Origin of the sequence: Paraburkholderia sp. EB58, assembly GCF_050436665.1 — a bacterium.
GTDB lineage: Bacteria > Pseudomonadota > Gammaproteobacteria > Burkholderiales > Burkholderiaceae > Paraburkholderia.
Map to the genome: position 1 here is coordinate 145,666 of NZ_JBNDMQ010000005.1, position 26,430 is coordinate 172,095.

The 26,430-nt window shown below is 63.2% G+C and carries 26 protein-coding genes; 24 read left to right on the forward strand and 2 right to left on the reverse strand.

Annotated features, from left to right (window positions below; translation table 11 throughout):
* Nucleotides 1-49: 49 nt before the first annotated feature.
* Nucleotides 50-574 carry a gamma carbonic anhydrase family protein gene (locus tag P3T40_RS09515; protein ID WP_429267631.1) on the reverse strand — a complete coding sequence of 175 codons (525 nt, stop codon included), beginning with the start codon at nt 572-574 and terminating at the stop codon, nt 50-52.
* Between the two features lie 326 nt (nt 575-900).
* Here P3T40_RS09515 and P3T40_RS09520 point away from each other — a divergent pair, with 326 nt between their 5' ends.
* The 10 genes from P3T40_RS09520 to P3T40_RS09565 all read left to right on the forward strand — a co-directional run bounded on the left by P3T40_RS09520 (nt 901) and on the right by P3T40_RS09565 (nt 10,093).
* Complete coding sequence (locus P3T40_RS09520; RefSeq protein WP_429267440.1) at nt 901-1,764, forward strand: ferritin-like domain-containing protein; 864 nt, start codon at nt 901-903, stop codon at nt 1,762-1,764.
* A 98-nt stretch (nt 1,765-1,862) separates the two neighbouring features.
* Nucleotides 1,863-2,747, forward strand: coding sequence for an alpha/beta fold hydrolase (locus P3T40_RS09525; RefSeq protein ID WP_429267441.1), 885 nt, complete (start codon nt 1,863-1,865; stop codon nt 2,745-2,747).
* 106 nt (nt 2,748-2,853) lie between these two features.
* Nucleotides 2,854-3,684 carry a 3',5'-nucleoside bisphosphate phosphatase gene (locus P3T40_RS09530; RefSeq protein ID WP_429267632.1) on the forward strand — a complete coding sequence of 277 codons (831 nt, stop codon included), beginning with the start codon at nt 2,854-2,856 and terminating at the stop codon, nt 3,682-3,684.
* 127 nt (nt 3,685-3,811) lie between these two features.
* Nucleotides 3,812-4,447 carry an L-threonylcarbamoyladenylate synthase gene (locus tag P3T40_RS09535; protein WP_429267633.1) on the forward strand — a complete coding sequence of 212 codons (636 nt, stop codon included), beginning with the start codon at nt 3,812-3,814 and terminating at the stop codon, nt 4,445-4,447.
* A 101-nt stretch (nt 4,448-4,548) separates the two neighbouring features.
* Nucleotides 4,549-5,214 carry a site-2 protease family protein gene (locus P3T40_RS09540; protein WP_429267442.1) on the forward strand — a complete coding sequence of 222 codons (666 nt, stop codon included), beginning with the start codon at nt 4,549-4,551 and terminating at the stop codon, nt 5,212-5,214.
* 4 nt (nt 5,215-5,218) lie between these two features.
* Nucleotides 5,219-6,421 (forward strand): tryptophan--tRNA ligase, encoded by a 1,203-nt coding sequence (locus tag P3T40_RS09545; RefSeq protein WP_429267443.1) that lies wholly within the window; start codon nt 5,219-5,221, stop codon nt 6,419-6,421.
* A 58-nt stretch (nt 6,422-6,479) separates the two neighbouring features.
* On the forward strand, nt 6,480-7,109 hold the full coding sequence (locus P3T40_RS09550; protein WP_429267444.1) for a class I SAM-dependent methyltransferase: 630 nt from the start codon (nt 6,480-6,482) through the stop codon (nt 7,107-7,109).
* A gap of 42 nt (nt 7,110-7,151) precedes the next feature.
* A complete protein-coding gene (gene dapA, locus P3T40_RS09555) occupies nt 7,152-8,060 on the forward strand; it encodes a 4-hydroxy-tetrahydrodipicolinate synthase (protein ID WP_429267445.1) in 909 nt (302 codons plus the stop codon).
* Between the two features lie 111 nt (nt 8,061-8,171).
* On the forward strand, nt 8,172-9,311 hold the full coding sequence (bamC, locus tag P3T40_RS09560) for an outer membrane protein assembly factor BamC (RefSeq protein WP_429267446.1): 1,140 nt from the start codon (nt 8,172-8,174) through the stop codon (nt 9,309-9,311).
* Nucleotides 9,312-9,319: 8 nt separating this feature from the next.
* Nucleotides 9,320-10,093, forward strand: a complete 774-nt coding sequence (locus P3T40_RS09565) for an MBL fold metallo-hydrolase (protein ID WP_429267447.1) — start codon at nt 9,320-9,322, stop codon at nt 10,091-10,093.
* Nucleotides 10,094-10,291: 198 nt separating this feature from the next.
* Here P3T40_RS09565 and P3T40_RS09570 read toward each other — a convergent pair whose 3' ends face one another.
* Nucleotides 10,292-10,990, reverse strand: coding sequence for a Bax inhibitor-1/YccA family protein (locus P3T40_RS09570; RefSeq protein WP_429267448.1), 699 nt, complete (start codon nt 10,988-10,990; stop codon nt 10,292-10,294).
* Between the two features lie 272 nt (nt 10,991-11,262).
* Here P3T40_RS09570 and ndk point away from each other — a divergent pair, with 272 nt between their 5' ends.
* The 14 genes from ndk (at nt 11,263) to P3T40_RS09640 (ending at nt 26,384) form a co-directional block, all read left to right on the forward strand.
* Nucleotides 11,263-11,688 (forward strand): nucleoside-diphosphate kinase, encoded by a 426-nt coding sequence (gene ndk, locus P3T40_RS09575; RefSeq protein ID WP_074264186.1) that lies wholly within the window; start codon nt 11,263-11,265, stop codon nt 11,686-11,688.
* A 112-nt stretch (nt 11,689-11,800) separates the two neighbouring features.
* A complete protein-coding gene (gene rlmN / locus P3T40_RS09580) occupies nt 11,801-12,952 on the forward strand; it encodes a 23S rRNA (adenine(2503)-C(2))-methyltransferase RlmN (protein ID WP_429267634.1) in 1,152 nt (383 codons plus the stop codon).
* A gap of 206 nt (nt 12,953-13,158) precedes the next feature.
* The gene (locus P3T40_RS09585) at nt 13,159-14,310 is read left to right on the forward strand and encodes a helix-turn-helix domain-containing protein (protein ID WP_429267449.1); all 1,152 of its coding nucleotides are present in this window, start codon (nt 13,159-13,161) and stop codon (nt 14,308-14,310) included.
* An 84-nt stretch (nt 14,311-14,394) separates the two neighbouring features.
* Nucleotides 14,395-15,723: a flavodoxin-dependent (E)-4-hydroxy-3-methylbut-2-enyl-diphosphate synthase gene (ispG, locus tag P3T40_RS09590; RefSeq protein WP_429267450.1), complete on the forward strand. Its 1,329-nt coding sequence runs from the start codon at nt 14,395-14,397 to the stop codon at nt 15,721-15,723.
* Nucleotides 15,724-15,743: 20 nt separating this feature from the next.
* Nucleotides 15,744-17,084 (forward strand): histidine--tRNA ligase, encoded by a 1,341-nt coding sequence (gene hisS, locus P3T40_RS09595; protein WP_429267451.1) that lies wholly within the window; start codon nt 15,744-15,746, stop codon nt 17,082-17,084.
* Between the two features lie 66 nt (nt 17,085-17,150).
* Entirely contained in the window at nt 17,151-17,780 is a 630-nt protein-coding gene (locus P3T40_RS09600) for a tetratricopeptide repeat protein (protein WP_429267452.1), read from the forward strand.
* A gap of 60 nt (nt 17,781-17,840) precedes the next feature.
* Nucleotides 17,841-18,986, forward strand: coding sequence for an outer membrane protein assembly factor BamB (bamB, locus tag P3T40_RS09605; protein ID WP_429267453.1), 1,146 nt, complete (start codon nt 17,841-17,843; stop codon nt 18,984-18,986).
* A gap of 445 nt (nt 18,987-19,431) precedes the next feature.
* Nucleotides 19,432-20,769 carry a ribosome biogenesis GTPase Der gene (gene der / locus P3T40_RS09610; protein ID WP_429267454.1) on the forward strand — a complete coding sequence of 446 codons (1,338 nt, stop codon included), beginning with the start codon at nt 19,432-19,434 and terminating at the stop codon, nt 20,767-20,769.
* 142 nt (nt 20,770-20,911) lie between these two features.
* Entirely contained in the window at nt 20,912-21,148 is a 237-nt protein-coding gene (gene hfq, locus P3T40_RS09615; RefSeq protein WP_006051315.1) for an RNA chaperone Hfq, read from the forward strand.
* A 31-nt stretch (nt 21,149-21,179) separates the two neighbouring features.
* The gene (hflX, locus tag P3T40_RS09620) at nt 21,180-22,397 is read left to right on the forward strand and encodes a GTPase HflX (RefSeq protein ID WP_429267455.1); all 1,218 of its coding nucleotides are present in this window, start codon (nt 21,180-21,182) and stop codon (nt 22,395-22,397) included.
* Between the two features lie 50 nt (nt 22,398-22,447).
* Nucleotides 22,448-23,833, forward strand: a complete 1,386-nt coding sequence (gene hflK, locus P3T40_RS09625) for an FtsH protease activity modulator HflK (RefSeq protein WP_429267456.1) — start codon at nt 22,448-22,450, stop codon at nt 23,831-23,833.
* Nucleotides 23,834-23,844: 11 nt separating this feature from the next.
* On the forward strand, nt 23,845-24,747 hold the full coding sequence (gene hflC, locus P3T40_RS09630) for a protease modulator HflC (protein WP_429267457.1): 903 nt from the start codon (nt 23,845-23,847) through the stop codon (nt 24,745-24,747).
* Between the two features lie 44 nt (nt 24,748-24,791).
* Complete coding sequence (locus tag P3T40_RS09635) at nt 24,792-24,983, forward strand: DUF2065 domain-containing protein (protein ID WP_429267458.1); 192 nt, start codon at nt 24,792-24,794, stop codon at nt 24,981-24,983.
* 249 nt (nt 24,984-25,232) lie between these two features.
* A complete protein-coding gene (locus tag P3T40_RS09640) occupies nt 25,233-26,384 on the forward strand; it encodes an ATP phosphoribosyltransferase regulatory subunit (protein WP_429267459.1) in 1,152 nt (383 codons plus the stop codon).
* Nucleotides 26,385-26,430: the final 46 nt, after the last annotated feature.

A 26,430-nucleotide genomic window follows, 5' to 3' on the forward strand; every position in this document is an offset into this window, starting at 1 on the left:
ACTTTTCCTCGGTCAAATGGCACAGCTCGATGCTGCGCGTGCGGCATGCTTAGCCGATACGCACCAGCTGCGCCTTGAAATAAGCGCGCCGCTCAGCGTAATTGGCTGCGTTACGGTGCATGCCGGCGATGTCAGCTTCCGTCAGTTCGCGCACGACCTTGGCCGGCGCGCCCAGAATCAGCGAATTGTCAGGAAATACCTTGCCCTCGGTGACGACGGCGCCTGCTCCGACCAGACAGTTGCGGCCGATAACCGCACCATTCAAGACCACCGCCTGAATTCCGACGAGCGCGCCTTCCTTGACGGTGCAGCCGTGCAGCATGGCCTGATGGCCTATCGTCACATTGGCTTCGATGGTCAGCGGGTAGCCGGGATCGGTATGCAGCACGGCGCCTTCCTGGACATTGCTGCCCGGGCCGACCGAAATCAGTTCGTTGTCGCCGCGGATGGCCGCGCCAAACCAGACACTCGAGTTTTCCTCGAGCACAACTTTGCCGATGATGGTCGCGGTGTCCGCGACGAACACGCTTTCATGGATATTCGGGGCTGCATCGCCAAGCTTGTAAATTGCCACAGTGTCTCCGGGGTCCATGCAAGATGGTTGCTGTTGATCGGTCGCCGCGCCGGCCATGGCGGGCGTGACGGCAGCGCAAAGGCCGCGCGGTATGATCGAATGGCGTATTGTAAACGGTTGTGCGGATGGGCCGCTCGGCGCCGCCAACGAGGCTGCGGCGTGCATTGAGTCGTCCGCCGGCCGAATGCCTGCGTGAAGTCGAGCTCGTACCGCCTACCGGCGCGTATGCTTTGCGGCTAATTCGCAGCCGGTTTCGCGGTGCTTGCCGAGCCTTCCCATCCATCCGCTTCCGGGCTCTTTCCCAGCCGTTTTCCGGTTCCGCCACAATGAATTCCGCCGTTCCCGCTGTCCCTTGCGCCTCTTTACAACCGCTCTGCGCGCGCACCGAGGCGCTTCGCGCGCTGCGTGAGCGCGATCCGCTCGCCAAGGCCGACGCCACTCGGGCTCTGTATGCCAGCGTGCAGCAAGGCAGCGCAGCCTGCTCGCCTTCGACCCTGATCGACGAGCCGCCCGGCTTGCCAGGACGGCCGGATCGCCCGGAGCTCGTGGAACCGCGCAAGCTCGGCCGGCGCAGCATGCAATCGGCCGAGGGTCGCGCCGTGCTGCTGCACGCGCTGGCACACATCGAATTCAACGCCATCAATCTCGCTCTCGACGCGGTCTGGCGCTTCGGCGGTATGCCGGCCGCCTTCTACACCGACTGGCTCAAGGTGGCAGCCGAAGAAGCCCACCATTTCTCGCTGCTGGTCGCACGGCTTGCCGAGTTCGGGCACGCTTACGGCGATTTTCCCGCCCACGATGGCCTGTGGGATATGTGCGAGCGCACACGCGGCGACGTCCTGGCGCGCATGGCGCTGGTGCCGCGCACCCTGGAAGCCCGCGGCCTCGACGCCTCGCCGCCGATCCGCGCGAGGCTGCAGCAGGCGGGCGATCACGCGTCGGCGGCGATTCTCGACGTGATCCTGCGCGACGAGATCGGCCACGTGCTAATCGGTAACCGCTGGTTCCGCCACCTGTGCGAACAGGGCGGTCTCGATCCACACACCACCTACGTCCGCCTTGCCGAGCAGTATCACGCACCGAAATTACGCGGTCCGTTCAATTTCGAGGCGCGCCGCGACGCCGGGTTCGACGAGGCGGAACTGGCCGCACTGGCCGGTCTCGAGGCGAGCCCGCCGGCTGCGGATTGAGCGGTTCCTCGGCGTGCCGTACCGTCTGCGCGTCTTCCGTTCGCCGCCCATCTCGTTATAATCGAACGGTCATTCTTTTTTTCAGGTGCGGCCTGCTCATGAACACTCCCGAGTCCGATTTCATCGCCGTGCGCGGCGTGCGTCTGCACGTGCGGCGCTGGGGCAATCCGGGCGCCCCGGCGCTTTTCATGCTGCACGGCTGGATGGACGTCGCGGCGTCGTTCCAGTTCGTCGTGGACGCGCTTGGTGGCGACTGGCAGGTCATCGCGCCTGACGCTCGTGGTTTCGGGCTGTCCGACTGGCCGGTGGCGGAGCGGGGCGGCGGCAGCTACTGGTTTCAGGAGTACGTCTCCGACCTCGACGCGCTGCTCGACCACTACGTGCCGTCCGGCGAAGTGAACCTGGTGGGGCACAGCATGGGAGCGAACGTGGTTTGTCTCTATGCCGGCGCGCGCCCGGAGCGGGTTCGGCGGGTCGTGGACCTGGAAGGCTTCGGCCTCGCGGCCGCGAAGGCAAGCCAGTCGCCGAAGCGTTTGCGCAGTTGGCTCGACGAATTGCGCGAGCCGCCGCAGCTGAAGCATTACGCCTCGCTCGATGAAGTCGCGGCACGCCTGACAAAGACCAATCCGCGCCTCGCGCCGCACCGGGCGCGCTTTCTCGCCGAGCACTGGTCGAAGCCGGACGGCGAGGGCGGTTTCATGCTGCAGGCCGATCCGGCGCACAAGCTGCGCAGCCCGCTCCTGTACCGCCTCGACGAAATCACGGCGGTCTGGGCCAACGTTCGCGCCAAGGTGCTGCATGTCGAGGCTGCCGGCTCGCCGACCCTCGCCCAGATTGCCGGCGAAGTGCCGCTCGACGAATTCAAGGCGCGTTTCAGCGCGTTTCCCGATTGGCGCGAAAAGATCATTGAGGACGCCGGGCACATGGTTCATCACGATCAGCCCGAGCAGGTTGCTGCGTTGATCGAGGCATTTTGCGCATGATATTTTTGCCGGGCTGAATTTTCCGTAAAGGATTGCGCGTCATCGAATCGTCTGCTCGGCTTACTGCGTTGCAGTAAAATGAATGCAGAACCCTCTTAAGACACAGATGAACGCCGACCTCCACTGTCACTCCACCGTTTCCGATGGCCAGTTCGCGCCCGCCGACGTCGCGCGTCGCGCGCACGCGGGCGGCGTCACCTTGTGGGCGCTGACCGACCATGACGAAGTGGGCGGCCAGCAGGAAGCGCGCGAAGCGGCCGAGGAACTCGGCATGCGCTACCTGAGCGGGGTGGAGATTTCGGTGACATGGGCTTCGCGCACGGTGCACATCGTTGGTCTGCACGTCGATCCGACCAGCCAGACGCTCATCGACGGTCTTGCACGCACCCGTAACGGCCGTGCCGCGCGGGCCGAGGCGATTGGCGAGCAACTCGCCACACTCGGTGTCCCGAACGCCTACGAAGGCGCGTTGAAGTACGTTTCCAATCCCGACATGATGTCGCGCACCCACTTTGCGCGCTTCATGGTGGACAGCGGCTACGCAAAGTCGACCCAGGACGCGTTCACGCGTTTTCTTGGTGACGGCAAGCCGGGCTACATTCCCCACCGCTGGTCGAAGCTGGCCGATGCTGTCCGCTGGATTCAGGTATCCGGCGGCGAAGCCGTGATCGCGCATCCGGGGCGCTACGAATACACCCCGCTCGAATTCGATGCATTGTTCGGCGAGTTTATCGATCTGGGCGGCAAGGCGATCGAAGTCGTGACCGGCAGTCATACGCCGGACCAGTATCGCGAATATGCTGATGTGGCGCGCCGCTTCGGTTTCGAAGCATCGCGCGGCTCCGATTTCCACGCAGCGGGAGAAGGGCGGGTCGAGCTGGGCAGTCTGCCGCAGTTGCCGTCCGACCTGACACCCGTCTGGCAACGCTGGTTGTGACCGTGCGTGTGGTGCGCGGTTTCGCGCCGGCACGCCTCGTGCGTGCACGGCGTTGGCAGGATGTGCCGGGTGTGCGGGGTGTGCTGTCGGAGCCCCGTTGGCCGGTCCGATTCTCACGATAACTACCATGTCCCAATTCTTTCGGCTCCATCCCGATAATCCGCAGCCGCGCCTGATCAAGCAGGCCGCGCAGATCATCAATGACGGCGGCGTGGTCGCCTTGCCGACCGATTCGAGCTATGCGCTCGCCTGCCATCTCGACGACAAGACGGCAGTAGAACGGCTGCGGCGGATCCGCGGGCTCGACGAGCGTCAATTGCTGTCGTTGCTGGTGCGTGACCTGTCGGAGCTCGCGAACTTCGCGATGGTCGATAACCGTCAATTCCGCTTGATCAAATCGGTCACCCCGGGGCCGTACGTGTTCGTGCTCGAAGCGACCAAAGAGGTGCCGCGGCGGCTGTCGCATCCGTCGCGCAAGACCATCGGGCTGCGCGTGCCGGATCACGCGATCACGCTGGCCATTCTCGAAGAGCTCGGCCAGCCGCTGCTCGGCACGACCCTGATCATGCCGGGCGAGACCCAGCCGCTGAATGACGCGGAGGAAATCCGCGCGCGGCTTGAGAAACAACTCGATCTGGTGATCGACGCCGGTCCGTGCCCGTGCGAGCCGTCGACCATCGTCGATCTGACGGGGGCGGAGCCGGTGCTGGTGCGGGCAGGGCGCGGCAGCCTGGCGCCCTTTGGCCTGGAACAGCCGGCATGAGAGATCGCAGGAGCGCCTGCCGCATGATCGCCTGCCGCATGATCGCCTGCATGAGCGAAAGCGGACAGACGCACGCAATGGGGTTGTTACAATAGCAGGCTATGGACTCTTCCCTGATACAGACAATCGCGGTTTACGCGTTGCCGGTGATTTTCGCCATTACGCTCCACGAAGCCGCACACGGTTACGTCGCGCGCCTCCTCGGCGACAATACCGCTTACGCGCTCGGTCGCGTTTCGTTCAATCCGATGCGTCACATCGACCCGCTCGGGACGATCGCGATTCCGCTGCTGCTGTACTTTGCCACCAGCGGTGCGTTCATGTTCGGTTACGCGAAGCCGGTGCCGGTCGCGTTCGGCAATCTGCGCAATCCCCGCTGGGGCAGCCTGTGGGTCGCGCTGGCCGGGCCGATGTGCAATTTTGTTCAGGCGCTGATGTGGGGCGTGATCAGCGTGGCGCTGTCCGTGGCCGGCGTTCAGGAACCGTTCTTCACGCGCATGGCTGTGGCCGGTGTCGGCGTCAACCTGGTGCTTGGCGTGATCAATCTGTTTCCGCTGCCCCCGCTCGACGGCGGCCGCGTCCTGACCGCATTGTTGCCGCCGCGCCAGGCTATTGCGCTATCGCGCCTTGAGCCGTATGGTTTTTTTATCGTGATGGCGCTGGTGATGACGGGCCTCCTGACCCGCTACTGGTTGAGCCCGCTCGTCAGCCTGGGCTATGACGCCGTGACCGCCATCCTGACCCCTATCGCTTCGCTTTTTCAATAAAACCATGTTCCCTGACCGTATTTTCTCCGGCATGCGGCCTACCGGCTCCCTGCACCTCGGCCACTATCACGGTGTGCTGAAAAACTGGGTCCGGCTGCAGTCCGAATATCCGTGCTTTTTCTGCGTGGTCGACTGGCACGCGCTCACGACCCACTACGAAACGCCTGAGGTCATCGAAAAGAACGTCTGGGAAGTGCTGATCGACTGGCTCGCCTCGGGCATCGATCCGGCGCAGGCCACGCTCTTCATCCAGAGCAAGGTTCCCGAGCATGCGGAACTGGCGCTGCTGCTCGGCATGAGCACGCCGCTCGGCTGGCTCGAACGCGTGCCGACCTACAAGGAGCAGATGGAGAAGCTGAAGGACAAGGACCTGTCCACCTACGGCTTCCTCGGCTATCCGGTGCTGATGGCCGCGGACATTCTGCTGTACCGCGGCTCGCTGGTGCCGGTGGGCGAAGACCAGGTGCCGCACGTCGAAATGACGCGTGAAATCGCCCGCCGCTTCAACTACCTTTACGGCCGCGAACCGGGCTTCGAAGAGAAGGCGAACGAAGCGGCAAAGAAGCTCGGCGGCAAGCGCTCGAAGCTCTATCACGAACTGCGCAACGCCTACCAGCAGGAAGGCGACGACGAAGCCCTCGAACAGGCTCGCGCGATGTTGCAGGAGTCGCAAAGCCTGTCGATGAACGACCGTGAGCGCCTCTTTGGCTACCTCGAAGGCTCGCGCAAGATCATCCTCGTCGAGCCGCAAGCCATGTTGACGGAAGCGTCGCGCATGCCTGGCCTCGACGGTCAGAAAATGTCGAAGTCTTACGGCAACACGATCGGCCTGCGCGAAGACGCTGAGACCATCGGCAAGAAAGTCCGCACGATGCCGACCGACCCGGCACGCGTGCGCCGCACCGACCCGGGCGATCCCGACAAATGCCCGGTGTGGCAGCTGCACCAGGTCTACACGGACGAGTCCACCCACGAGTGGGTGCAAAAGGGCTGCCGTACGGCTGGCATTGGTTGTCTCGAGTGCAAGCAGCCGGTGATCGAAGGCATCCTGCGCGAACAGCAGCCGATGCTCGAACGCGCGCAGAAGTACATGGACGATCCGTCGCTGTTGCGCGCGATCGCCGCCGACGGCTGCGACAAGGCCCGCAAGTTCGCTACCGAAACGATGCGCGATGTGCGTGAGGCGATGGGCCTCTCGTACAATTGATGCCGTTGACGCACCTGAAGCGTCTGGCATCTACCGCGCGCAGCGCTTTTTGCAGGCCATGAGCGAACCCGCTATCACCGCTTCTCACGCGCCGCTCGGCGAGCCGTCGCGCTGGGTGCGTCACTGGACGCACCTCGTGGCGCCTGGCGGTGCCGTGCTCGACGTCGCGTCGGGAGCAGGGCGGCACGCGCGCTGGTTCGCCGGCCACGGTCATCCGGTGACCGCGCTCGATTGCGATGCGGCGGCGCTTGCCACGATGCAGGACGAGCCCCTGATTACGACGCTCACGGCCGACCTCGAAGGCGCGCCCTGGCCGCTGCCTGACGGCGTGAAATTCGCTGCAGTGGTGGTGACGAACTACCTGCATCGCCCGCTGTTCCCGTGCCTGCTGGAAGCGCTCGCACCCGGTGGTGTGCTGATTTACGAGACCTTCGCGCACGGCAACCAGACCATCGGCAAGCCATCCAACCCGGCGTTCCTGCTCACGCCGGGCGAGTTGCTCGACACGGTCCGTCCGCGCCTGCGGGTGGTCGCATTTCAAGATGGTTTTCTCGCGCAGCCGCGTCCGGCTTACGTCCAGCGGACCTGCGCAGTTCTGGAGGCGGAGCCAGGCCTCAATGGGGCACAGTCCGATGGACAGGGGGCGACCCAGGCGTTACCCCCGCCTTGTTACGAACTGGCTGGCTAATCCGCTACAATCGCGGTTTACTGATTAAATTCATGGCGTTTCATGACTAACGGCACTCATCACGACGGTCCCCGGATTCGCGGCAGCATTCCCGCCATCATCACCCCGATGCTCGAAGACGGCAGCCTCGACCTGCCGGCGTTCCGCAAACTGATCGACTGGCATATCGCAGAGGGTACGAACGCACTCGTGGTGGTCGGCACGAGCGGCGAATCGGCCACGTTGTCGGTGGAAGAACATGTGCTGATGGTCAAGACTGCCGTGGAACACACGGCAGGCCGGATTCCGGTGATCGCCGGCTCGGGCGGCAACTCCACCACGGAGGCGATCGAGCTGACCCAAGAGGCCAAGCAGGTGGGCGCGGATGCGACCCTGCAAGTGGTGCCGTACTACAACAAGCCGACTCAGGAAGGCATCTACCGCCATTTCGCCAAGATCGCTGAAACGGTCGACCTGCCGGTGATCCTGTACAACGTGCCCGGCCGCACGGTAGCGGATATGTCTAACGAAACGATCCTGCGCTGCGCGCAGGTGCCGGGCATCGTGGGCGTGAAGGAAGCGACGGGCAATATCGACCGCGCGGCGCATCTGATCAAATCGGCCCCCGCGCACTTCGGCATTTACAGCGGCGACGATCCGACCGCGATCGCCTTGATGCTGCTGGGCGGCCACGGCAATATTTCGGTGACCGCGAACGTCGCGCCGCGCGACATGAGCGAGTTGTGCAAGGCCGCGTTGGCGGCCGACGCGAAAACCGCGCGTGAGATTCACCTGAAACTCCTGTCGCTGCATAAGAACCTCTTCATCGAATCGAACCCGATTCCCGCGAAGTGGGCGTTGCAGCAATTGGGGCGCGTGCAAGGCGGTATCCGCCTGCCGCTCACCCCGCTCGATGCGCGTTACCACGAAGTGGTGCGTGCGGCGCTGCGCGAAGCGGGCCTGCTTGGCTGAGTGGTTTCAGCATCGAGCAGCCCGTCACCGGCATTTCCTTAACCGACGTCGATATCGCCCACGTTCCCGGCATTGAACCAGGCACCGCGTTCCAGCTTCACGAAGGACCTCATGAAACGTTCCGCACTTTCCCTCCACGCAACCCGCATGGCGGCGCTGGCGCTTGCCCTGGTGACGCTCGCCGGCTGTGACACGCTGAACGACTGGTTTGCCTCCGATCGCGTCAATTACAAGGCCACGAGCATCGCGCCGCCGCTCAATGTTCCAAGCGACCTGCAGGCTACGCCGACCGAGCAGAAGTACGTGGCGCCGCCGGCCAATCTGGCCCTCGGCGGCGCGCCGACGCGAGCGGTGACGGCCGCCGGCAATGCGACCGAAGGTGTGCCAAATGCGCAAGACCCGCTCGGCATGCACATCGAACGCGATGGCGACCATCGCTGGCTGGTGGTCGACGGCCGCACACCGGAACAGTTGTGGCCCCAGTTGCAGGAATTCTGGCAGGAAAACGGCTTCGTCCTGAAGACCGATGCACCGACCACCGGCATCATGACCACCGACTGGGCTGAGAACCGCGCCAATATTCCGGACGACTGGTTCCGCCGCACCGTCGGCAAGGTGATCGATTTCGCTTACTCGTCGGGCACCCGCGACAGCTTCCGTACCTTGGTCTCGCGCGGTTCGAACGACGTAACCGACATTTCGATCACGCATAGCGCGATGGAAGAAATGTTGACCGGCCAGGACAAGACCTCGTCGCGCTGGGTGGAACGTCCGCGCGATCCGGCACTGGAAGCGCTGTTCCTCGCGAAGCTGATGGAAAAATTCGGCCTGACCGACGCGCAGTCGAAGCAACTGATTACCGACGCCCGTCCGGCTACGGCACCGGTCACGGTCGATATGGCCGCCGGCGGCGCCGCCACGCTCGACCTGCAGGAATCGTTCGACCGTGCCTGGCTGCGTGTGGGCCTCGCGCTCGACCGCACGAACTTCGCAGTCGACAACCGCGATCGCGAAAAGGGCATCTACTACGTGCGTTACGCAGATTCGATGCAGGAGCTGAAGAAGGAAGGCCTGTTCGGCAAGCTGTTCTACAGCGGCAACTCGAAGAAGCCGGCGCAGGAGTTCCTCGTGAACGTGCGTCCGAAGGGTGACACGCTGACCCAGGTGGCGGTGGTCGATGCCAACGGGCAGGTGGATACCTCGTCGGATGCGCAGCACATCGTCTCGCTGCTGCATGCGCAGTTGAACTAAGGCGGACCGTGCGGTTCGCCAGCCTGGGAAGCGGCAGTGAAGGCAATGCTTTGCTCGTTGAGGTGCAAAGCGGCGCGACCACCACGCGCGTATTGCTCGACTGCGGCTTCTCGGCAAAAGAAGTCGAGCGCCGCCTGGCGCGCCTCGGCTCGGGCGTCGAAGGTCTCGACGCCATTCTCATCACCCACGAACACAGCGACCACATCGGCAGCGCGTTGACACTGGCGCGCAAGTGGTCGATTCCTCTGTACATGAGTTGGGGCACTGCGCGCGCGGTAGGCGCCGACGAAGCCGACGTCGACCTGCACGTGCTGTGGGGCGACGAGGCGGTCGCAATTGGCGACGTCAGCGTGTTGCCCTATACCGTCCCCCACGATGCGCGCGAGCCCTTGCAGTATGTGCTGTCCGACGGCGCAGGCCGTCTGGGCGTGCTGACCGACGTCGGCACCTCGACGCCGCATATCAGCGCAGTGCTGAGCGGATGCGACGCGCTGGTGCTCGAATGCAATCACGATGTCCGGATGCTGGCGACGAGTCGCTATCCGCAATCGCTGAAGGCGCGCATTGGCGGCAATCATGGTCACCTGAACAATGAAGCCGCGGCGGAAATCCTCACCTCGCTCGATCGCTCGCGCTTACGTCATCTGGTCGCAGCGCACCTGAGTCAGCAGAACAATTCTCCGGAACTCGCGCGGGCGGCCATGGCCGGCGTGCTCGGCACAGCGGCCACCGAGGTCGTGGTGGCGTCGCAGGAGGACGGATTCGACTGGCTGAGCCTCTGAGAGGCTGAGTCATCCTCTTCTCGGACTGCTCCGCTGCGCGAGCGGAGGCCAAAAGAAAACGCCCATGACAGACAACTGTCATGGGCGTTTTCTTTATCTGGGCGGTCCGGTGAACCAGTTACCGCTTATTACAGCCAATTGCGCTTCAGGCTTGCGGGCCGCCTTTTGCGTCGGCCCGCGCCGTCCAGCCCGCCAACCTTAGTTGCGGTTGCCGCCGAAGATGCCGAGGATCGCCAGCAGGTTCACGAACACGTTATACAGGTCGAGGTAAATTGCCAGCGTGGCGGTGATGTAGTTCGTCTCACCGCCGTTCACGACGCGCTGCACGTCGAACAGCATGTACGCGGAGAAGATCACGATGGCGAGTACCGACACAGTCAGCATCAACGCGGGCAGATGCAGGAACATGTTCGCGACCATGGCCAGCAGCAGCACGATCACGCCCACGAACAGCCACTTGCCGAGGCCCGAGAAGTCACGCTTGCTGACCGTCGCGATGGTGGCCATGGCGGCGAAGATCACGCCCGTGCCGCCGAAGGCCATCATGATCAGCGACGGACCATTCGAAAAGCCGAGGATGAAGCTCAACATGCGCGAGAGCATCAGGCCCATGAAGAACGTGAAGCCGAGCAGCACGAACACGCCGACCGCGCTGTCTTTGGTGCGCTGGATAGCGAACATGAAGCCGAAAGCGATGGCGAAGAACGCCAGCATGCTCATGGCCGGGCTGGTGGCCGCGAACAGCGAGAAACCCGTAGCGACGCCGACCCACGCGCCCAGCACTGTCGGCACCATGGACAGCGCTAGCAGCCAGTAGACGTTGCGTAGCACGCGGTTGCGGGTTTCGGCCGTACTGACCGCGCCATTGCGGCCGAAGCTATAGGGATGGTCGTTCATGGTTTCTCCTTGCGTCAGGCGCAGTATCTCGCCGTGGTTTATGCAGCGCCGGCTAGCAAGTTCGCCGCCAGTCGCTTGATCTGTACTGTACAACCCTAAGATTAGCGCCGGCTTAAGGAGTTTCAATCCCCGCCAGCATCCTGTTACAGACAAATACAGACTGTCGTTGGAGTCTTTCAGTGCCGTAAGGGTTCAATCGCAATCATACATCGGAACATGCTACAATAGCGGATTCATTTGAATCTGTAACCTCTTAATTTTCTGGAGTTTTTATGGCGATCGAACGCACCCTGTCGATTATCAAGCCGGACGCAGTGGCCAAGAACGTGATCGGTCAGATCTACAGCCGTTTCGAAAACGCTGGCCTGAAGATCATTGCATCGCGCATGGTCCATCTGTCGCGCGCTGACGCAGAGAAGTTCTACGCTGTGCACGCTGCACGCCCGTTCTTCAAGGACCTCGTCGACTTCATGATCTCCGGCCCGGTGGTCGTGCAAGCGCTCGAAGGCGAAAACGCTATTCTGAAGCACCGCGACCTGATGGGCGCAACGGATCCGAAGAAGGCAGAAAAGGGCACGATTCGCGCCGACTTCGCAGACAGCATTGACGCGAACGCCGTGCACGGTTCGGACGCGCCTGAAACGGCAAAGGTCGAGATCGCGTTCTTCTTCCCGGAAGTCAACGTTTACTCGCGCTAAGCGCTCCGCGAAGTAGTAAGGTAAAGCAGCAGGAACGGGCGCGAACGGCACATACGTTCATGTGGCTTGTTGCATGAACGAAAAGTCTCGCACTGAAATGGCAGGATTCGATATGACGAGCAGTCCAACCGTCAACCTTCTCGATCTCGACGCCCAGGGGCTCGTCGCCTATTGCGACAGCCTGGGCGAGAAACCGTTTCGCGCCAAACAATTGCAGCGCTGGATTCACCAATACAACGCTGCAGACTTCGACGGCATGACCGATCTGGCGAAGTCGTTGCGCGAAAAGCTGAAGGGGCGTGCAACGATCGCAATGCCCGGCATCGTCAGCGATCACATCTCCAGCGACGGCACACGCAAGTGGCTGATCGACGTCGGTAACAGCAACGCGGTTGAAACCGTCTTCATCCCGGAAGAAACGCGGGGCACGCTGTGCGTGTCGTCGCAGGCGGGGTGCGCGGTCAACTGCCGGTTCTGTTCCACCGGCAAACAAGGTTTCTCACGCAATCTCACTACCGGCGAAATCATCGGTCAGCTGCGCATGGCCGAATTTGCGCTGCGTGCCTCGCTTGGCGCGGCGGGCGGCCGCGCGGTGGGAGGCGAAGGCAAGGGCGAGCGGGTCGTCACGAACGTCGTGATGATGGGCATGGGCGAGCCGCTCCTGAATTACGACGCGGTCGTACCGGCCATGCGCCTGATGCTCGACGACAACGCGTACGGCCTGTCGCGCCGGCGCGTCACGCTCTCCACCTCGGGCGTGGTGCCGATGATGGACCGTCTCGGCGCGGATCTACCCGTGGCGCTCGCGGTGTCGCTGCATGCGCCGACAGATCCGCTGCGCGACATGCTGGTGCCGCTCAACAAGAAATATCCGCTGCGCGAATTGATGGCAGCGTGTCAGAGCTATCTGAAAGTCGCGCCGCGCGATTTCATTACGTTTGAATACTGCATGTTGGACGGCGTCAACGACAGCGAGGCGCAGGCGCGCGAACTGCTCGCCGTGACGCGCGACGTGCCGTGCAAATTCAACCTGATTCCGTTCAATCCGTTCCCGGAGTCCGGGCTGATCCGCTCGAAGCCGGAACAGATCAAGCGCTTTGCACAAGTGCTGATGGACGCGGGCGTGGTCACCACGGTGCGCAAGACGCGCGGTGACGACATCGACGCGGCGTGCGGTCAGCTGGCAGGCGCGGTCCAGGATCGTACCCGTCTTGCTGAGCGCACGGGGCGCGCGGCCAAGGTGATCGAGGTCCGCGCAGTGTGAGCACGGTGGCGGGGAGTGCGGGTCGCGAAGCTGCGAAGCGCAAAAAACCTGCCGTGCAACATGGTATTGAAAAGAAAGTTTGCAGAAGCGATCGGAAGCGGCACACGAGGCCGCACATTTTGTTATAAACGGTCTGCGCAACCGAGTCGAGGCATGTCGCCTCAGTGGTTCGCACGTGAAAAAGAATCGACGCGAAAGGATTTGGGATGAGTGAGCCGCAGCACCCGCACCCGGAGGATACAGGGACCAACGCAGGCCATCCGGCGCCGGCAGCCGCACGGCCCGTGGTGCAGCCTGCTGTGCAGACGGGGTTGGACTCGCTGATGGCGGTGGGGGCGCGACTGGCGCAACTCCGCGAATCGAAAAACTGGTCGATCGACGACGTGTCGGCCCGGCTGAAGGTGTCGTCGGCTAAATTGCGTGCGCTCGAGGCGGGCGACACCAGCCAGTTGCCGGACACGACTTTCGCGCTCGGCGTCGTGCGCAGCTATGCCAAGATGCTCGGCGCCGATCCGGCGCCGTTTACCCAGGCGATGCGCCGCGAAAAAGGAGTGCCGGAACCGGACCTGTCGATGCCGGCTTCGTCGGGCAGGGATCTGCCGCGCGGCAAGGTATCGCTGTCGCTGGGTGGCAGCGGCCAGAAGCATCGTTCGTGGCTGTGGGGTATCGCGGCGGTGATCGTCGCGGTGATCGCGCTGGGCATGTGGCATACCAACGGTGGCGATTCGTCGGCGTGGCTGGCGCGCTTGCGGGCGAGCGCCGCTAGCGCTGCGGGCAACGCGAGTGGCGCATCGGGCGCGGTTGCACAGGGACAGACGGCCGGCTCAGAAGCCATGGCCGACGAAGCGGCACCGGCTGCATCGGCACCGGATGAGACGCAGGCTGCGACGGATAACGTGGCATCGGCAGCGCAACTGCCGGCGCCGTTGCCGACGGGCGACGTAACGAGTTCGGCACCGGTGGTTGCAGCGGCGCCGAAGGCAGCGTCTCAGGCAAGCTCGCAGGCAAACGCGCAGCAGACCGCGACTCCGGCCGCGACGAAGGCTGCCAGTGCGCCGGCGGTGGCGACGACGGCCAACGGCGCGTCGAACGCAGCCGAAGCGGCGGCGGGAGAATCGATCGTGGCGATGCGCGTCACCCAGGATACATGGTTCAGCGTGCGTCAGAACGACGGCAAGGAGTTGTTCTCCGGCCTCGTGCATGCAGGCGACAGTAAGGAAGTGTCCGGCGTTGGGCCTTTCAAGGTCACGGTGGGCAACAGGGCTGGACTCGAATCGATGACGCTTGACGGCGAGCCGGTCGACCCGGCGAAGTATTCGTCCGCCAAGGGCAATGTGGCGCGCATGACGCTGCCTTGATACGGTATGCGTCGCGGCCCCAACCGGGGCGCGGCGCTTTTTCAATTCATGCAGCATGCGCGTTGCGCGGTGCATGCGGCGTAAATGGGTTTTTCGATGCACTCCGAAGCTCAATCCCAATCCAGCATTCAGTCTGCTAGTCAGATTTCTTCGAACGAGCCGGTTTTTGGCGGCCAGGCACCCCGGCGCAGGTCGCATGCGGTGGATGTCCGTTGGGCCGGTAATCTGGTGACGATCGGCGGCGACGCGCCAGTGCGCGTGCAGTCGATGACCAACACCGACACTGCGGACGCGATCGGTACGGCCATTCAGATCAAGGAACTGGCCCAGGCGGGTTCGGAACTGGTGCGCATCACGGTCAACACGCCGGAAGCGGCAGCGGCCGTGCCGGCAGTGCGCGACCAGCTCGACCGTATGGGCGTGTCGGTGCCGCTCGTGGGCGATTTTCACTACAACGGCCACCTGCTGCTGCGCGACTACCCTGCCTGCGCGGAAGCGCTGTCGAAGTACCGGATCAACCCGGGCAACGTCGGCCATGGCGCCAAGCGCGACACGCAGTTCGCGCAGATGATCGAAGCCGCGGTCCGGTACGACAAGCCGGTGCGTATCGGCGTCAACTGGGGCAGTCTCGACCAGGACCTGCTCGCGAAGATGATGGACGAAAACGCCGCGCGTTCCACGCCGTGGGAAGCGCAGAGCGTGATGTACGAAGCGCTCATCCAGTCGGCCATCGGCTCGGCCGAGCGTGCGGTGGAACTGGGTTTGAGCCGCAATAAGATTATCCTGTCGTGCAAGGTGAGCGGTGTGCAGGACCTGATCGCCGTGTACCGCGAACTCGCGCGTCGTTGCGAATTCGCGCTGCACCTTGGGCTGACCGAGGCGGGCATGGGTTCGAAGGGCATCGTGGCGTCGACAGCTGCGCTGTCGGTGCTGCTGCAGCAGGGTATCGGCGACACGATCCGCATCTCGCTTACGCCGGAGCCGGGTGGCCCGCGTACCGGCGAAGTGATCGTCGGCCAGGAAATCCTGCAGACGATGGGCCTGCGTTCGTTCACCCCCATGGTGATTGCATGCCCGGGTTGCGGCCGTACCACCAGCACGTTGTTCCAGGAATTGGCATCGCAGATCCAGACCTATCTGCGTCTGCAGATGCCGGTGTGGCGCGACCAGTACCCTGGTGTCGAGAAGATGCACGTCGCGGTGATGGGCTGCATCGTCAATGGTCCGGGCGAATCGAAGCAGGCCAATATCGGTATCAGCCTGCCGGGCTCCGGTGAGAATCCGGCCGCGCCGGTGTTCATCGACGGCGAGAAGGTCAAGACGTTGCGCGGTGAGCATATCGCCGAAGAATTCCAGCAAATCGTGAGCGACTACGTCGAGCGCACTTATGGCCGCGCGACCGCGCTCAACTGAGAAGTTTCAAGCGAACACAGATGACTGAACAGAAGAAAAAGCTCGAGAAATTGTCCGGTGTGAAGGGCATGAACGACATCCTCCCGCAGGAAGCAGGGCTGTGGGAGTTTTTCGAGGCGACCGTCAAGTCGATGCTCCGTTCTTACGGATACCAGAACATTCGCACGCCGATCGTCGAGCATACGCAACTGTTCACGCGCGGTATCGGCGAAGTAACGGACATCGTCGAGAAGGAGATGTACAGCTTTACCGACGCGCTGAACGGTGAAAACCTGACGATGCGTCCGGAAAATACCGCTGCCGTTGTGCGCGCTTCGATTGAACACAACATGCTGTACGACGGTCCAAAGCGTCTGTGGTACATCGGCCCGATGTTCCGGCACGAGCGTCCGCAGCGCGGCCGTTATCGCCAGTTCCACCAGGTGGGTGTCGAGGCACTGGGCTTTGCGGGTCCGGATACCGACGCTGAAATCATCATGATGTGCCAGCGTTTGTGGGATGACCTCGGCTTGACCGGCATTCGCCTCGAAATCAATTCGCTGGGGCTCGTGGAAGAACGCGCGGCGCACCGTGTCGAACTGATCGCGTATCTGGAAAAGCACATGGACGTGCTCGACGAAGAAGCGAAGCGCCGCCTCTACACGAACCCGTTGCGCGTGCTGGATACGAAGAACCCGGCCATGCAGGAAGTCGCGCAGAACGCGCCGAAGCTGATCGATTTCCTCGGCGAGGCATCGCGCGCGCACTTCGAAGGACTGCAGCGTCTTCTGAAGGCGAACAACCTGCCGTTCACGATCAACCCGCGTCTCGTGCGTGGTCTCGATTATTACAATCAGACCGTGTTCGAATGGGTGACCGACAAGCTCGGCGCACAAGGCACGGTGGCGGCCGGCGGCCGTTATGACCCGCTGATCGAGCAGTTGGGCGGCAAGCCGACGGCGGCGTGCGGTTGGGCGATGGGCGTCGAGCGTATCCTCGAACTGCTGAAGGAAGAGAACCTCGTGCCGGAAGACGAAGGTTGCGACGTCTACGTGGTCCACCAGGGCGACGCGGCGCGCGAACAGGCCTTCATCATTGCCGAGCGTCTGCGCGATACCGGCCTTGACGTGATCCTGCATTGCAGCCCGGACGGCCAGACAGCGAGCTTCAAGTCGCAGATGAAGCGGGCCGACGCAAGCGGTGCGGTCTTTGCGGTGATCCTCGGCGAAGACGAGATTGCTAACGGTACGGCGGGCGTGAAGCCGTTGCGTAATGCAGGTCAAGACGGCAGTAAGAACGAGCAACAGAACGTGCCGGCCGAAGACTTGACCGAATTTCTAATCAATGCGATGGTTGCATCCGCCGAAGACGGCGACGACTAATTCCAATGTCGTCGGCCATGCGGTTCGACACATACAAGGTAATAAAAGAGAAGGAATCGCTTGGCGATGAGTTACCACGACGAACAAGAATCAATTGAAGGTCTGAAGGCATGGTGGGCGCAGTGGGGCAATTCCACGACGTGGATCGTGCTGGTGGCGTTGCTCGCGTCCGCAGGCTGGAACGGCTGGAATTACTGGCAGCGGCATCAGGCGGCAGAAGCTGCGGTGCTGTACGACCAGGTGCAGCAGGCGGTGAACTCCGGCGACAAGGCCATGGTGGCCCGTGTGGCTGGCGACATGGAAGACAAGTTCGGCGGCACCGCGTATGCACAGATGACGGCGCTGGCGGCGGCGAAGGCGCTCTACGCGGCCGGCGACGAAGCCGGTGCGAAGACCCAGTTGCAATGGGCGATCGATCACGCCAAGGACGACGAATTCAAGCAGATCGCAAAGCTGCGTCTCGCCTCTTTGCTGCTCGACGACAAGGCTTACGACCAGGGTCTCGCGCTACTCGCTGAACCGCAGTCTGATGCTTTCAAGGGCGTAGTGGCGAACGGCCGCGGCGATCTGCTCGCAGCCGAAGGCAAGCGTGCCGATGCACGCGCGGCCTATCAGCTCGCGCTCGATTCACTGTCGAAGACCGATACATCCACGCGTCAGTTGATCCAGTTCAAGCTGGACGCGCTGGGCGGTTGAACGTCGCACGACGTCCAACTCGTCCCATTTGATTAATCTCCCTAAATGCAACGTCAATCGATGAATCTGCTGAAACGCTACGCTGTGCCCGTTGCCTGTGCGATGACCGTCCTCATGATGACGGCTTGCTCATCCACGAAGGACGAGCGCCGCGAGCCGACGCCGCTCACCGAGTTCAAACCCGTGCTGAACGTGCAGCAGGCCTGGAAATCCAGCGTCGGTAAGGCAGGGCGCTACCTGTTCTCGCCGGTGGCGGTCGGCAACGTGGTGTACGCTGCGGGCGCGAACGGTTCGGTCGCGAAGATCGACGCCCAGACCGGCAAGGATATCTGGCGCATCAAGGTCGGCAGCGACCTCTCTGCCGGCGTGGGTAGCGACGGCACGCTGACCGCGGTTGGCGGACTCAAGGGCGAGGTCTACGTACTTGGCGAGGACGGAAAAGTGCTGTGGAAGAACACGGCGCCTGGCGAAATCATCTCGCCGCCGCTGGTAGGTAATGGCTTTGTGATTGTGCGCACGGTCGACGGTCAGATTACCGCCTTCAACGCGCAAACCGGTGAGCAGAAGTGGGTGTACCGCAATCGCGCGGTGCCCCTGAATCTGCGCGTGTCGTCGGGCATGACGTTCGCGGGCGCCCAGGCGGTGCTGGCCGGTTTCCCGGGCGGCTCCTTCGCGGCGATCAACGTCCAGACCGGCGACAGCTTCTGGGAAACGCCGGTGTCGTATCCGAAGGGCGTGACCGAAGTTGAGCGGATCAATGACGTAACCGGTCCGCCTACGCTGGTCGGCGCCGAGACCTGCGCCGTGACGTTCCAGGGGCAGCTTGGCTGCTTCGACGCGAACTCGGGTCGCCCGGTGTGGGAAAAGGCGTTCTCGAGCACGACGGGCCTCGCTCAGGATGAAAACACCGTGGTGGGTGGCGACGACTGGTCGGTGGTGAGCGCGTTCGACGCGACCAACGGCAACCAGTTGTGGACCAACGACAAGCTGAAAAATCGCGCAGTAAGCGTGCCGTACCTGTTGGGCCACGCCGCGGTTATTGGCGATTACCAGGGCTTTGTTCATTTCCTGTCGCGTGATGACGGCACGTTCGTCGCACGCATGCCGACCGACGGCAGCGCGATTACGGCTGCGCCGGTGCTGGCCGGCGACACGCTGGTGGTGCAGACGCACGACGGCGACCTGTACGGCTTCCGTCCGCGCTAAGCGCGGCGAGAGGCTTACGCAGCAGGACGCGCAGGCCGGCTTAGCCGGCCGCGCGCGCTTTTGTCGCAGTGCTCCCGGAGGGGGCGCCGCGCGGCCATAGAATGGCCTCGAGTAGATGTAGATCAAGTAGAAGCAGAAATATGGATTGCCGGCCGGGCTGGTCCGGCAGTTGAACCCGCGACGGTCCGCGTCACCGTCTGCTTTGTTCGTTTGCGGCGGCATCAGCTTGCCGTGGGTGCTGGAGTTGACCCGTCCGCGACCCGGCGGTGCATCGGCGCCTCCCATACAGCCAACCCAACGTCCGCCTGGATGGGCATATATGCCGCACATCCGGGGCCGGCCGAATTCGTGATAATTTGCGTCAAACGCAGCCGCGACGCGGCCGCATGGCGTCGTGCGCGGGGTGGTCGATTTCGACCTCGCGTTTCACCGTGAACAACATCTGATGAAACCCGTAATTGCCCTTGTGGGGCGCCCCAATGTGGGGAAATCCACGCTATTCAACCGTCTCACGCGCTCGCGTGACGCGCTCGTTGCCGACCTGCCGGGCCTGACGCGCGATCGTCACTACGGCGAGGGGCGCACGGGCGAACGGCCGTACCTCGTCGTCGATACCGGCGGTTTCGAGCCGGTCGCCAAGGACGGCATCCTCCATGAGATGGCGCGCCAGACCCGCCAGGCGGTCGAGGAATCGGACATCGTCGTGTTCATCGTCGATGGCCGCAACGGTCTCGCGCCGCAGGACAAGTCGATTGCCGACTACCTGCGCAAGACCGGCCGGCCGATTTTCCTCGTCGTCAACAAGGCCGAGGGGATGAAGTACAGCGCCGTGGCCGCGGACTTCTACGAACTCGGTCTCGGCGACCCGCGCGCCATTTCGGCGGCGCACGGCGACGGCGTGACCGAGATGATCAACGAGGCGCTCGAAGTCGCTTATGCCGGCCAGCCGGAAGAGAGTGACGAGGAGAAGGCCGCACGTGGCATCAAGATCGCCATTGTGGGCCGTCCGAACGTCGGCAAGTCGACGCTGATCAATGCGCTGGTCGGCGAGGAGCGCGTGATCGCGTTCGATATGCCTGGTACCACGCGCGATTCGATCTACGTCGACTTCGAGCGTCAGGGCAAGCCCTACACGCTGATCGACACGGCTGGCCTGCGCCGCCGCGGCAAGGTGTTCGAGGCGATCGAGAAGTTCTCGGTGGTGAAGACGCTGCAGTCCATCTCGGATGCGAACGTGGTGATCCTGCTGCTCGACGCCCGCCAGGATATCTCGGACCAGGATGCGCACATCGCGGGTTTCGTGGTCGAACAGGGTCGCGCGCTGGTTGTTGGCGTAAACAAATGGGACGGGCTCGACCCGCATGTGCGCGAGCGCACCAAAGCGGATCTCGAGCGCAAACTAAAATTTCTCGACTTCGCCAAGTTTCACTTTATTTCGGCGGCCGAGAAGACCGGGATTGGTGCACTGATGCGCTCGGTTGACGATGCGTACGCGGCTGCGATGTCCAAGCTGCCGACGCCGAAATTGACGCGCGCATTGATCGACGCAGTCGAATTCCAGCAGCCGCGCCGCCGTGGTCCGGTGCGTCCGAAGCTCCGTTACGCCCACCAGGGGGGGCAGAACCCGCCGATCATCGTGATCCATGGCAACGCGCTCGACGCGATCACGGAAACGTATAAGCGCTACCTCGAAAACCGCTTTAGGGAAACTTTCGGCCTGACCGGGACTCCATTGCGCATAGAGTTCAGATCATCGACGAACCCTTACGCGGACAAAGGCTGAAACCCGCGTGTGTGTTGGGTTTGGCCGGATGGCCAGGCCGCTCGCGCAAAAACGAAAATCGGCTATAGTGTAGCGGTTGACGACGGATTTCTTTTTCTTCGTCGTCAATTTAGTCAACCTGCAAAAAAATACGGAGTTTGCTATGAGCAACAAAGGGCAATTGTTACAAGACCCGTTTTTGAACGCACTGCGTAAAGAGCATGTGCCGGTGTCGATCTACCTTGTCAACGGCATCAAGCTTCAAGGGAACATCGAATCGTTCGACCAGTACGTCGTGTTGCTCCGGAATACGGTTACCCAGATGGTCTACAAGCACGCCATTTCGACTGTGGTGCCTGCCCGTCCGGTGAATTTCCACCCGGATTCCGAACAGTCCTAACCTCTCGTCGCGGCCGGCGTAGCGTCGCCCGTTGGCGATCTCTCCCGGCCGCTTCATTTTGATACCCTCCAATTTGACCAACGCAGCGCTTGTCGGCATCGACTTCGGTAAGATCGATTTCGAAGCCAGTCTCGAAGAACTCAGCCTGCTCGCACAAAGCGCGGGCGCGAATCCCATCGTTACCCTCACCGGACGCCGGTCCAGTCCCGACGCCAAGATGTTTGTTGGCAGCGGCAAGGCCGAAGAACTGCGTCTTGCGTGCGAGGCGAACGACATTGAACTCGTCATCTTCAATCACGCTCTCGCGCCTGCCCAGCAGCGCAATCTGGAGCAAGCGCTTAACAGGCGCGTGATTGATCGCACGAGTCTTATCCTCGATATTTTTGCGCAGCGCGCCCGCAGCCACGAAGGCAAGCTGCAGGTCGAACTCGCGCAACTGCAGTACCTGTCCACGCGGCTGATCCGCGCATGGACCCACCTGGAACGGCAGAAAGGCGGTATCGGCTTGCGCGGTCCGGGTGAAACCCAGCTTGAAACGGACCGCCGGCTGATCGGCGAGCGTATCAAGGCGCTCAAGACGCGGCTCGAAAAACTGCGCCGCCAGCATGGCACGCAGCGGCGGGCGCGCGAGCGCAACCGCACCATGTCGGTGTCGCTGGTCGGCTATACGAACGCGGGCAAGTCGACGCTCTTCAACGCGCTGACCAAAGCTCAGGCTTATGCCGCGGACCAGCTGTTCGCGACGCTCGACACGACCTCGCGGCGCGTCTACCTCGGCGACGACGTGGGGCAGGTGGTGGTGTCGGATACGGTCGGCTTTATCCGCGAGTTGCCTCACCAACTGGTGGCCGCATTCCGCGCCACGCTCGAAGAAACCATTCACGCTGACCTGCTGCTGCACGTGGTGGATGCATCGAGCGCCGTGCGCCTCGACCAGATCGATCAGGTCAACGAGGTGCTGCATGAAATCGGAGCCGACACGATCCGCCAGGTGCTGGTGTTCAACAAGATCGACGCCGTGCCTGAGCTGGCGGCCCGTGGCGACTCGGTCGAGCGGGACGAGTATGGTAATATTTCGCGCGTCTTTTTGAGCGCGCGTACCGGGCAGGGGCTGGATACACTGCGCGCTGCCATCGCCGAAATCGCGGCTGCCGAACCTCTTTCCGACGAGCAACGCGTAGGGCCGGAAGAAGATCACCGGCTTGCTGAACCGCGCGACGACCGCAAGGTCCCAGAACTCGGGCACTGACCCGTTCCAAATTGCACTGACCCGCTGTCTACTCTGGTGAACGAACACAGGTGAACGATTACAACGAGCGGAGTATCTGGCTGCGCCTGCGCGCCATTCTTTCGATGAACGACCCGCGCTGGGGCCGGGGTGACGGCAATGGTGCGAAGCAAAGGCCGAACGAACCCAAGCGTCCTCAGAATGGCAAGGACGGCGACGGGCCGCCCGATCTCGACGAGATGTGGCGGGATTTCAATCGCCGCCTGAGCAGCATCTTTGGCCGCAAGGGCACGGGGGGCGGCGCAGGCCGTCCGGACAACGGGCGCGGTGCGCGCATCGGCGTGGGCATCGTGATCGGTGTGCTGATCGCCATCTATCTGGGCAGCGGCGTGTTCGTCGTGCAGGACGGCCAGGCGGGCGTCGTGACGCAGTTCGGCAAGTATCGCTATACCGCGACGCAAGGTGTGCATTGGCGCCTGCCGTATCCGTTCGAAGCGCAGGAGCTGGTCAATATCGGTGACGTACGCTCGGTGGAAATCGGCCGCAACAATGTCGTGCGTCTGGCGAACGTCAAGGATTCCTCGCTGCTCACGCACGACGCGGACATCGTCGATGTGCGCTTTGCCGTGCAATACCAGGTGCGCAGCGCGACGGATTATCTGTTCCGCAGCGTCGATCCCGATCAAAGCGTGACGCTCGCCGCACAGGCGGCGGTGCGCAATATCGTCGGCGCGCGCAGCACCGACGATATCCTCTATCAGGATCGCGAAGCAATTCGCCAGCAACTCACCGACGCGATCCAGCATTCCCTGGACGAATCCCAGACCGGGCTCGTCGTGACGGGCGTGACGATCCAGGGCGTGCAGGCGCCTGAGCAGGTGCAAGCCGCTTTCGACGATGCAGCAAAAGCGCATCAGGACCGCGAACGCGCGAAGGCCGACGCACAGGCGTATGCCAACGACTTGCTGCCCCACGCCCAGGCCGACGCGGCGCGCCTCGTCGACGAAGCGAAGACCTATAGCGACCAGGTGGTCGCGCAGGCGCAAGGCGATGCCGAGCGCTTCAAGCAGGTATACGAGCAGTACTCCAAAGCGCCGGCGGTGATCCGCGAGCGCATGTACCTGGACACCATGCAGCATATCTATTCGAATACGACGAAGGTATTTGTCGACAGCAAGGCTGGCAACAACGTGCTGTATCTGCCGCTCGACAAGCTGGTCGAGGCCACCCGCCAGCGTGCTGCCGAAGCTGCCGCCGCTGCGAACGCGGCTTCCGGCGGCGCTGCGATATCGGCTCCTGCTGCGATCGTGCCGCAAGCGGCGAGCGGTGCCGCTGCCTCGGCTGCAGCGTCCGCCGCCACGGCTGCAAGCCCGGCGAGCGACGCTGACGCAGCCAGCGATTCGCTGCGTTCGCGCGACGCGTTCCGCAGCCGCGGCCGCGAAGACGACATTCAATGAGGAGCGCGAACATGAATCGAATCATTGCGCTCGTCGTGGTTATCGTGGTGCTGCTGTTTGCGGCGTCGTCGACTGTGTTCGTGGTTGATCAGCGTCATATGGCGGTGCTGTCCGGCCGTGGCGAAGCGACGCCCGAGCTGCTCGGCCCGGGCCTGCACGCCAAGCTGCCGCCGCCGCTGCAAACCCTGATGCTGGTGGACAGCCGGATCCAGACACTGGATACGCCGGATGAAGACCGCTACGTTACGTCTGACAAAACCGACCTGCTGGTCGATCCGGTGATCAAGTTTCGCGTGACCGATCCGCTCAAGCTATTCGCGCAGACCAAGGGCGACGATCAGACGCTGCCGGACCGGCTCGCCTTGCTCTCGCGCAGTGCGCTCGGCGATGCGTTTGCCAAGGTCACACTCGCCGATGCGTTGGGCAAGCAGCAGGCCCTCGCGGATGAAGCGCGGGACGCGATGTCGGCTGCAGCCGCTTCGCTTGGCGTCGAGGTGATCGACATCCAGCTGGCCCGGGTCGATTTCCCGGCAGCGATGGCCGACTCCGTCTACAAACGTATGAGCGCGGCGCGTGAACAGGCGGCCAGCGAGGAGCGCGCCAAGGGCGTGGCCGAAGCCGACCAGATCAAGGCGGACGCGGCCACCCGGCAGCAGGCGCTGCTTTCGGACGCTTACACGCAGGCGCAGACGATCAAGGGCGAGGGCGACGGCAAGGCTGCCTCCATCGCCGCCGACGCATATGGCCGCGATCCGCAGTTCTACCAGTTCTACCAGAGCATGCTGGCCTACCGGAACACCTTCAAGCCGAATGACGTGATTGTGGTCGATTCGAGCAGCGAGTTTTTCCGCTTCATGCGTAGCCCGACCGGTGACGTGTCACCGGACGCCGCCGCGGCACCGCGCAAACACTGATTACCGGAGCGCCGCGGCATACGTATCGCGGCACCCTCATTCGCATGGATATAGCCGGCTCGTTGTTGCTCGCGATCGCACTGATGCTAATCATCGAGGGGATGTTCCCCTTCGTTTTTCCGAGCGCCTGGCGCGATACTTTTCGTAAAATAGCGGAACGGCCGCCTCACCAGATCCGCATTGGCGGGCTCATTGTGATGGTGCTCGGACTTCTGCTGCTGTATATCGCGACCTGAAGGCGCGAGCGGGCCCGGGCGCGCTTGCCGCGCTAGGGACAGCGTCAGACGTCGCGCTTGCCGTCGCCGCCCGCGAGAGGCATGTGCATCCGCGCCACCACGAGGCGCGCTTCACCCGGTCCAGCCCGGCTCAAAAGGCCGCAGCGGACCCAGCCGGGGCCAAAGCGGCCAGGCTCGTGCCCACGCCGTCCATCATTCTTATTTACCGGTGCGTAGAGGCGCCGTGTTCACCGTTGTAGGACTGTATCGATGTCGACCTGGTTACTTCCCGAGAATATTGCCGACGTGCTGCCGTCGGAAGCCCGCAAGATCGAAGAGTTGCGGCGCCATCTGCTGGACCGCTTTCGCGTCTACGGCTACGAGATGGTCATGCCGCCGCTGCTCGAATACCTCGAGTCGCTGCTGACGGGCGGGGGCCAGGATCTGAACCTGCGCACCTTCAAGCTGGTCGACCAGTTGTCGGGCCGCACGCTCGGCCTGCGCGCCGACATGACGCCGCAGGTGGCGCGTATCGACGCGCATTTGCTGAACCGTCAGGGCGTGACGCGCCTGTGCTACGCAGGCAATGTGCTGCACACGCGCCCGCGTGGCCTGCATGCGACCCGTGAGCAGATCCAGATCGGCGCGGAAATCTACGGCCACGCCGGCCTCGAAGCGGATCTCGAGATCCAGCAGTTGATGCTCGACGCGCTGCGTCTGGCCGGGCTCGCCAGGGTGCGTCTGGACTTGTGCCATGCGGGTGTGCTGGCCGCTTTGATCGACGCCGAACCGGCTGCGGCGGCGCTTGGCGAGTCGCTGTATGAAGCGCTTGCTGGCAAGGACGTGCCGCGCCTTGCCGAACTGACCGCGGATCTCACGCCGCTTACCCGCGATGCGCTGCGCGCCTTGCCCTCGCTATACGGCGACGCCTCGGTGCTGACCGAGGCCCGTGCACGCCTGCCGGACACGCCGGAAATTGCCCGCGCGCTCGACGACCTGGCGTTCCTCGCGACCCAGGTGGACGGCGCGGAGGTCATGATCGATCTGGCCGATTTGCGTGGCTACGCGTATCACAGCGGCGTGATGTTTTCGGCCTATGTGGATGGCGTGCCGAACGCGGTGGCGCGTGGTGGCCGTTACGACCATGTGGGCCAGGCCTATGGACGTGCGCGCGCAGCAACGGGTTTCTCGCTCGATCTGCGCGAAGTGGCGCGTATTTCGCCCATTGAAGCGCGCAGCAGCGCGATTCTCGCGCCGTGGCAGCACGATGACGCACTGCGCGTCGCCGTGGCCGCGTTGCGCGATGCCGGCGAAGTGGTGATCCAGGCGCTGCCTGGCCACGACCACGCGCTCGACGAGTTTGCCTGCGACCGCGTGTTGGTCGAGCGCAACGGCGCGTGGGTTGTCGAACCCCGTTCCTGAGCGTTGAAGTAGCGTTGCAAAAGATCGGCGCGGTGACGAGCCGCGC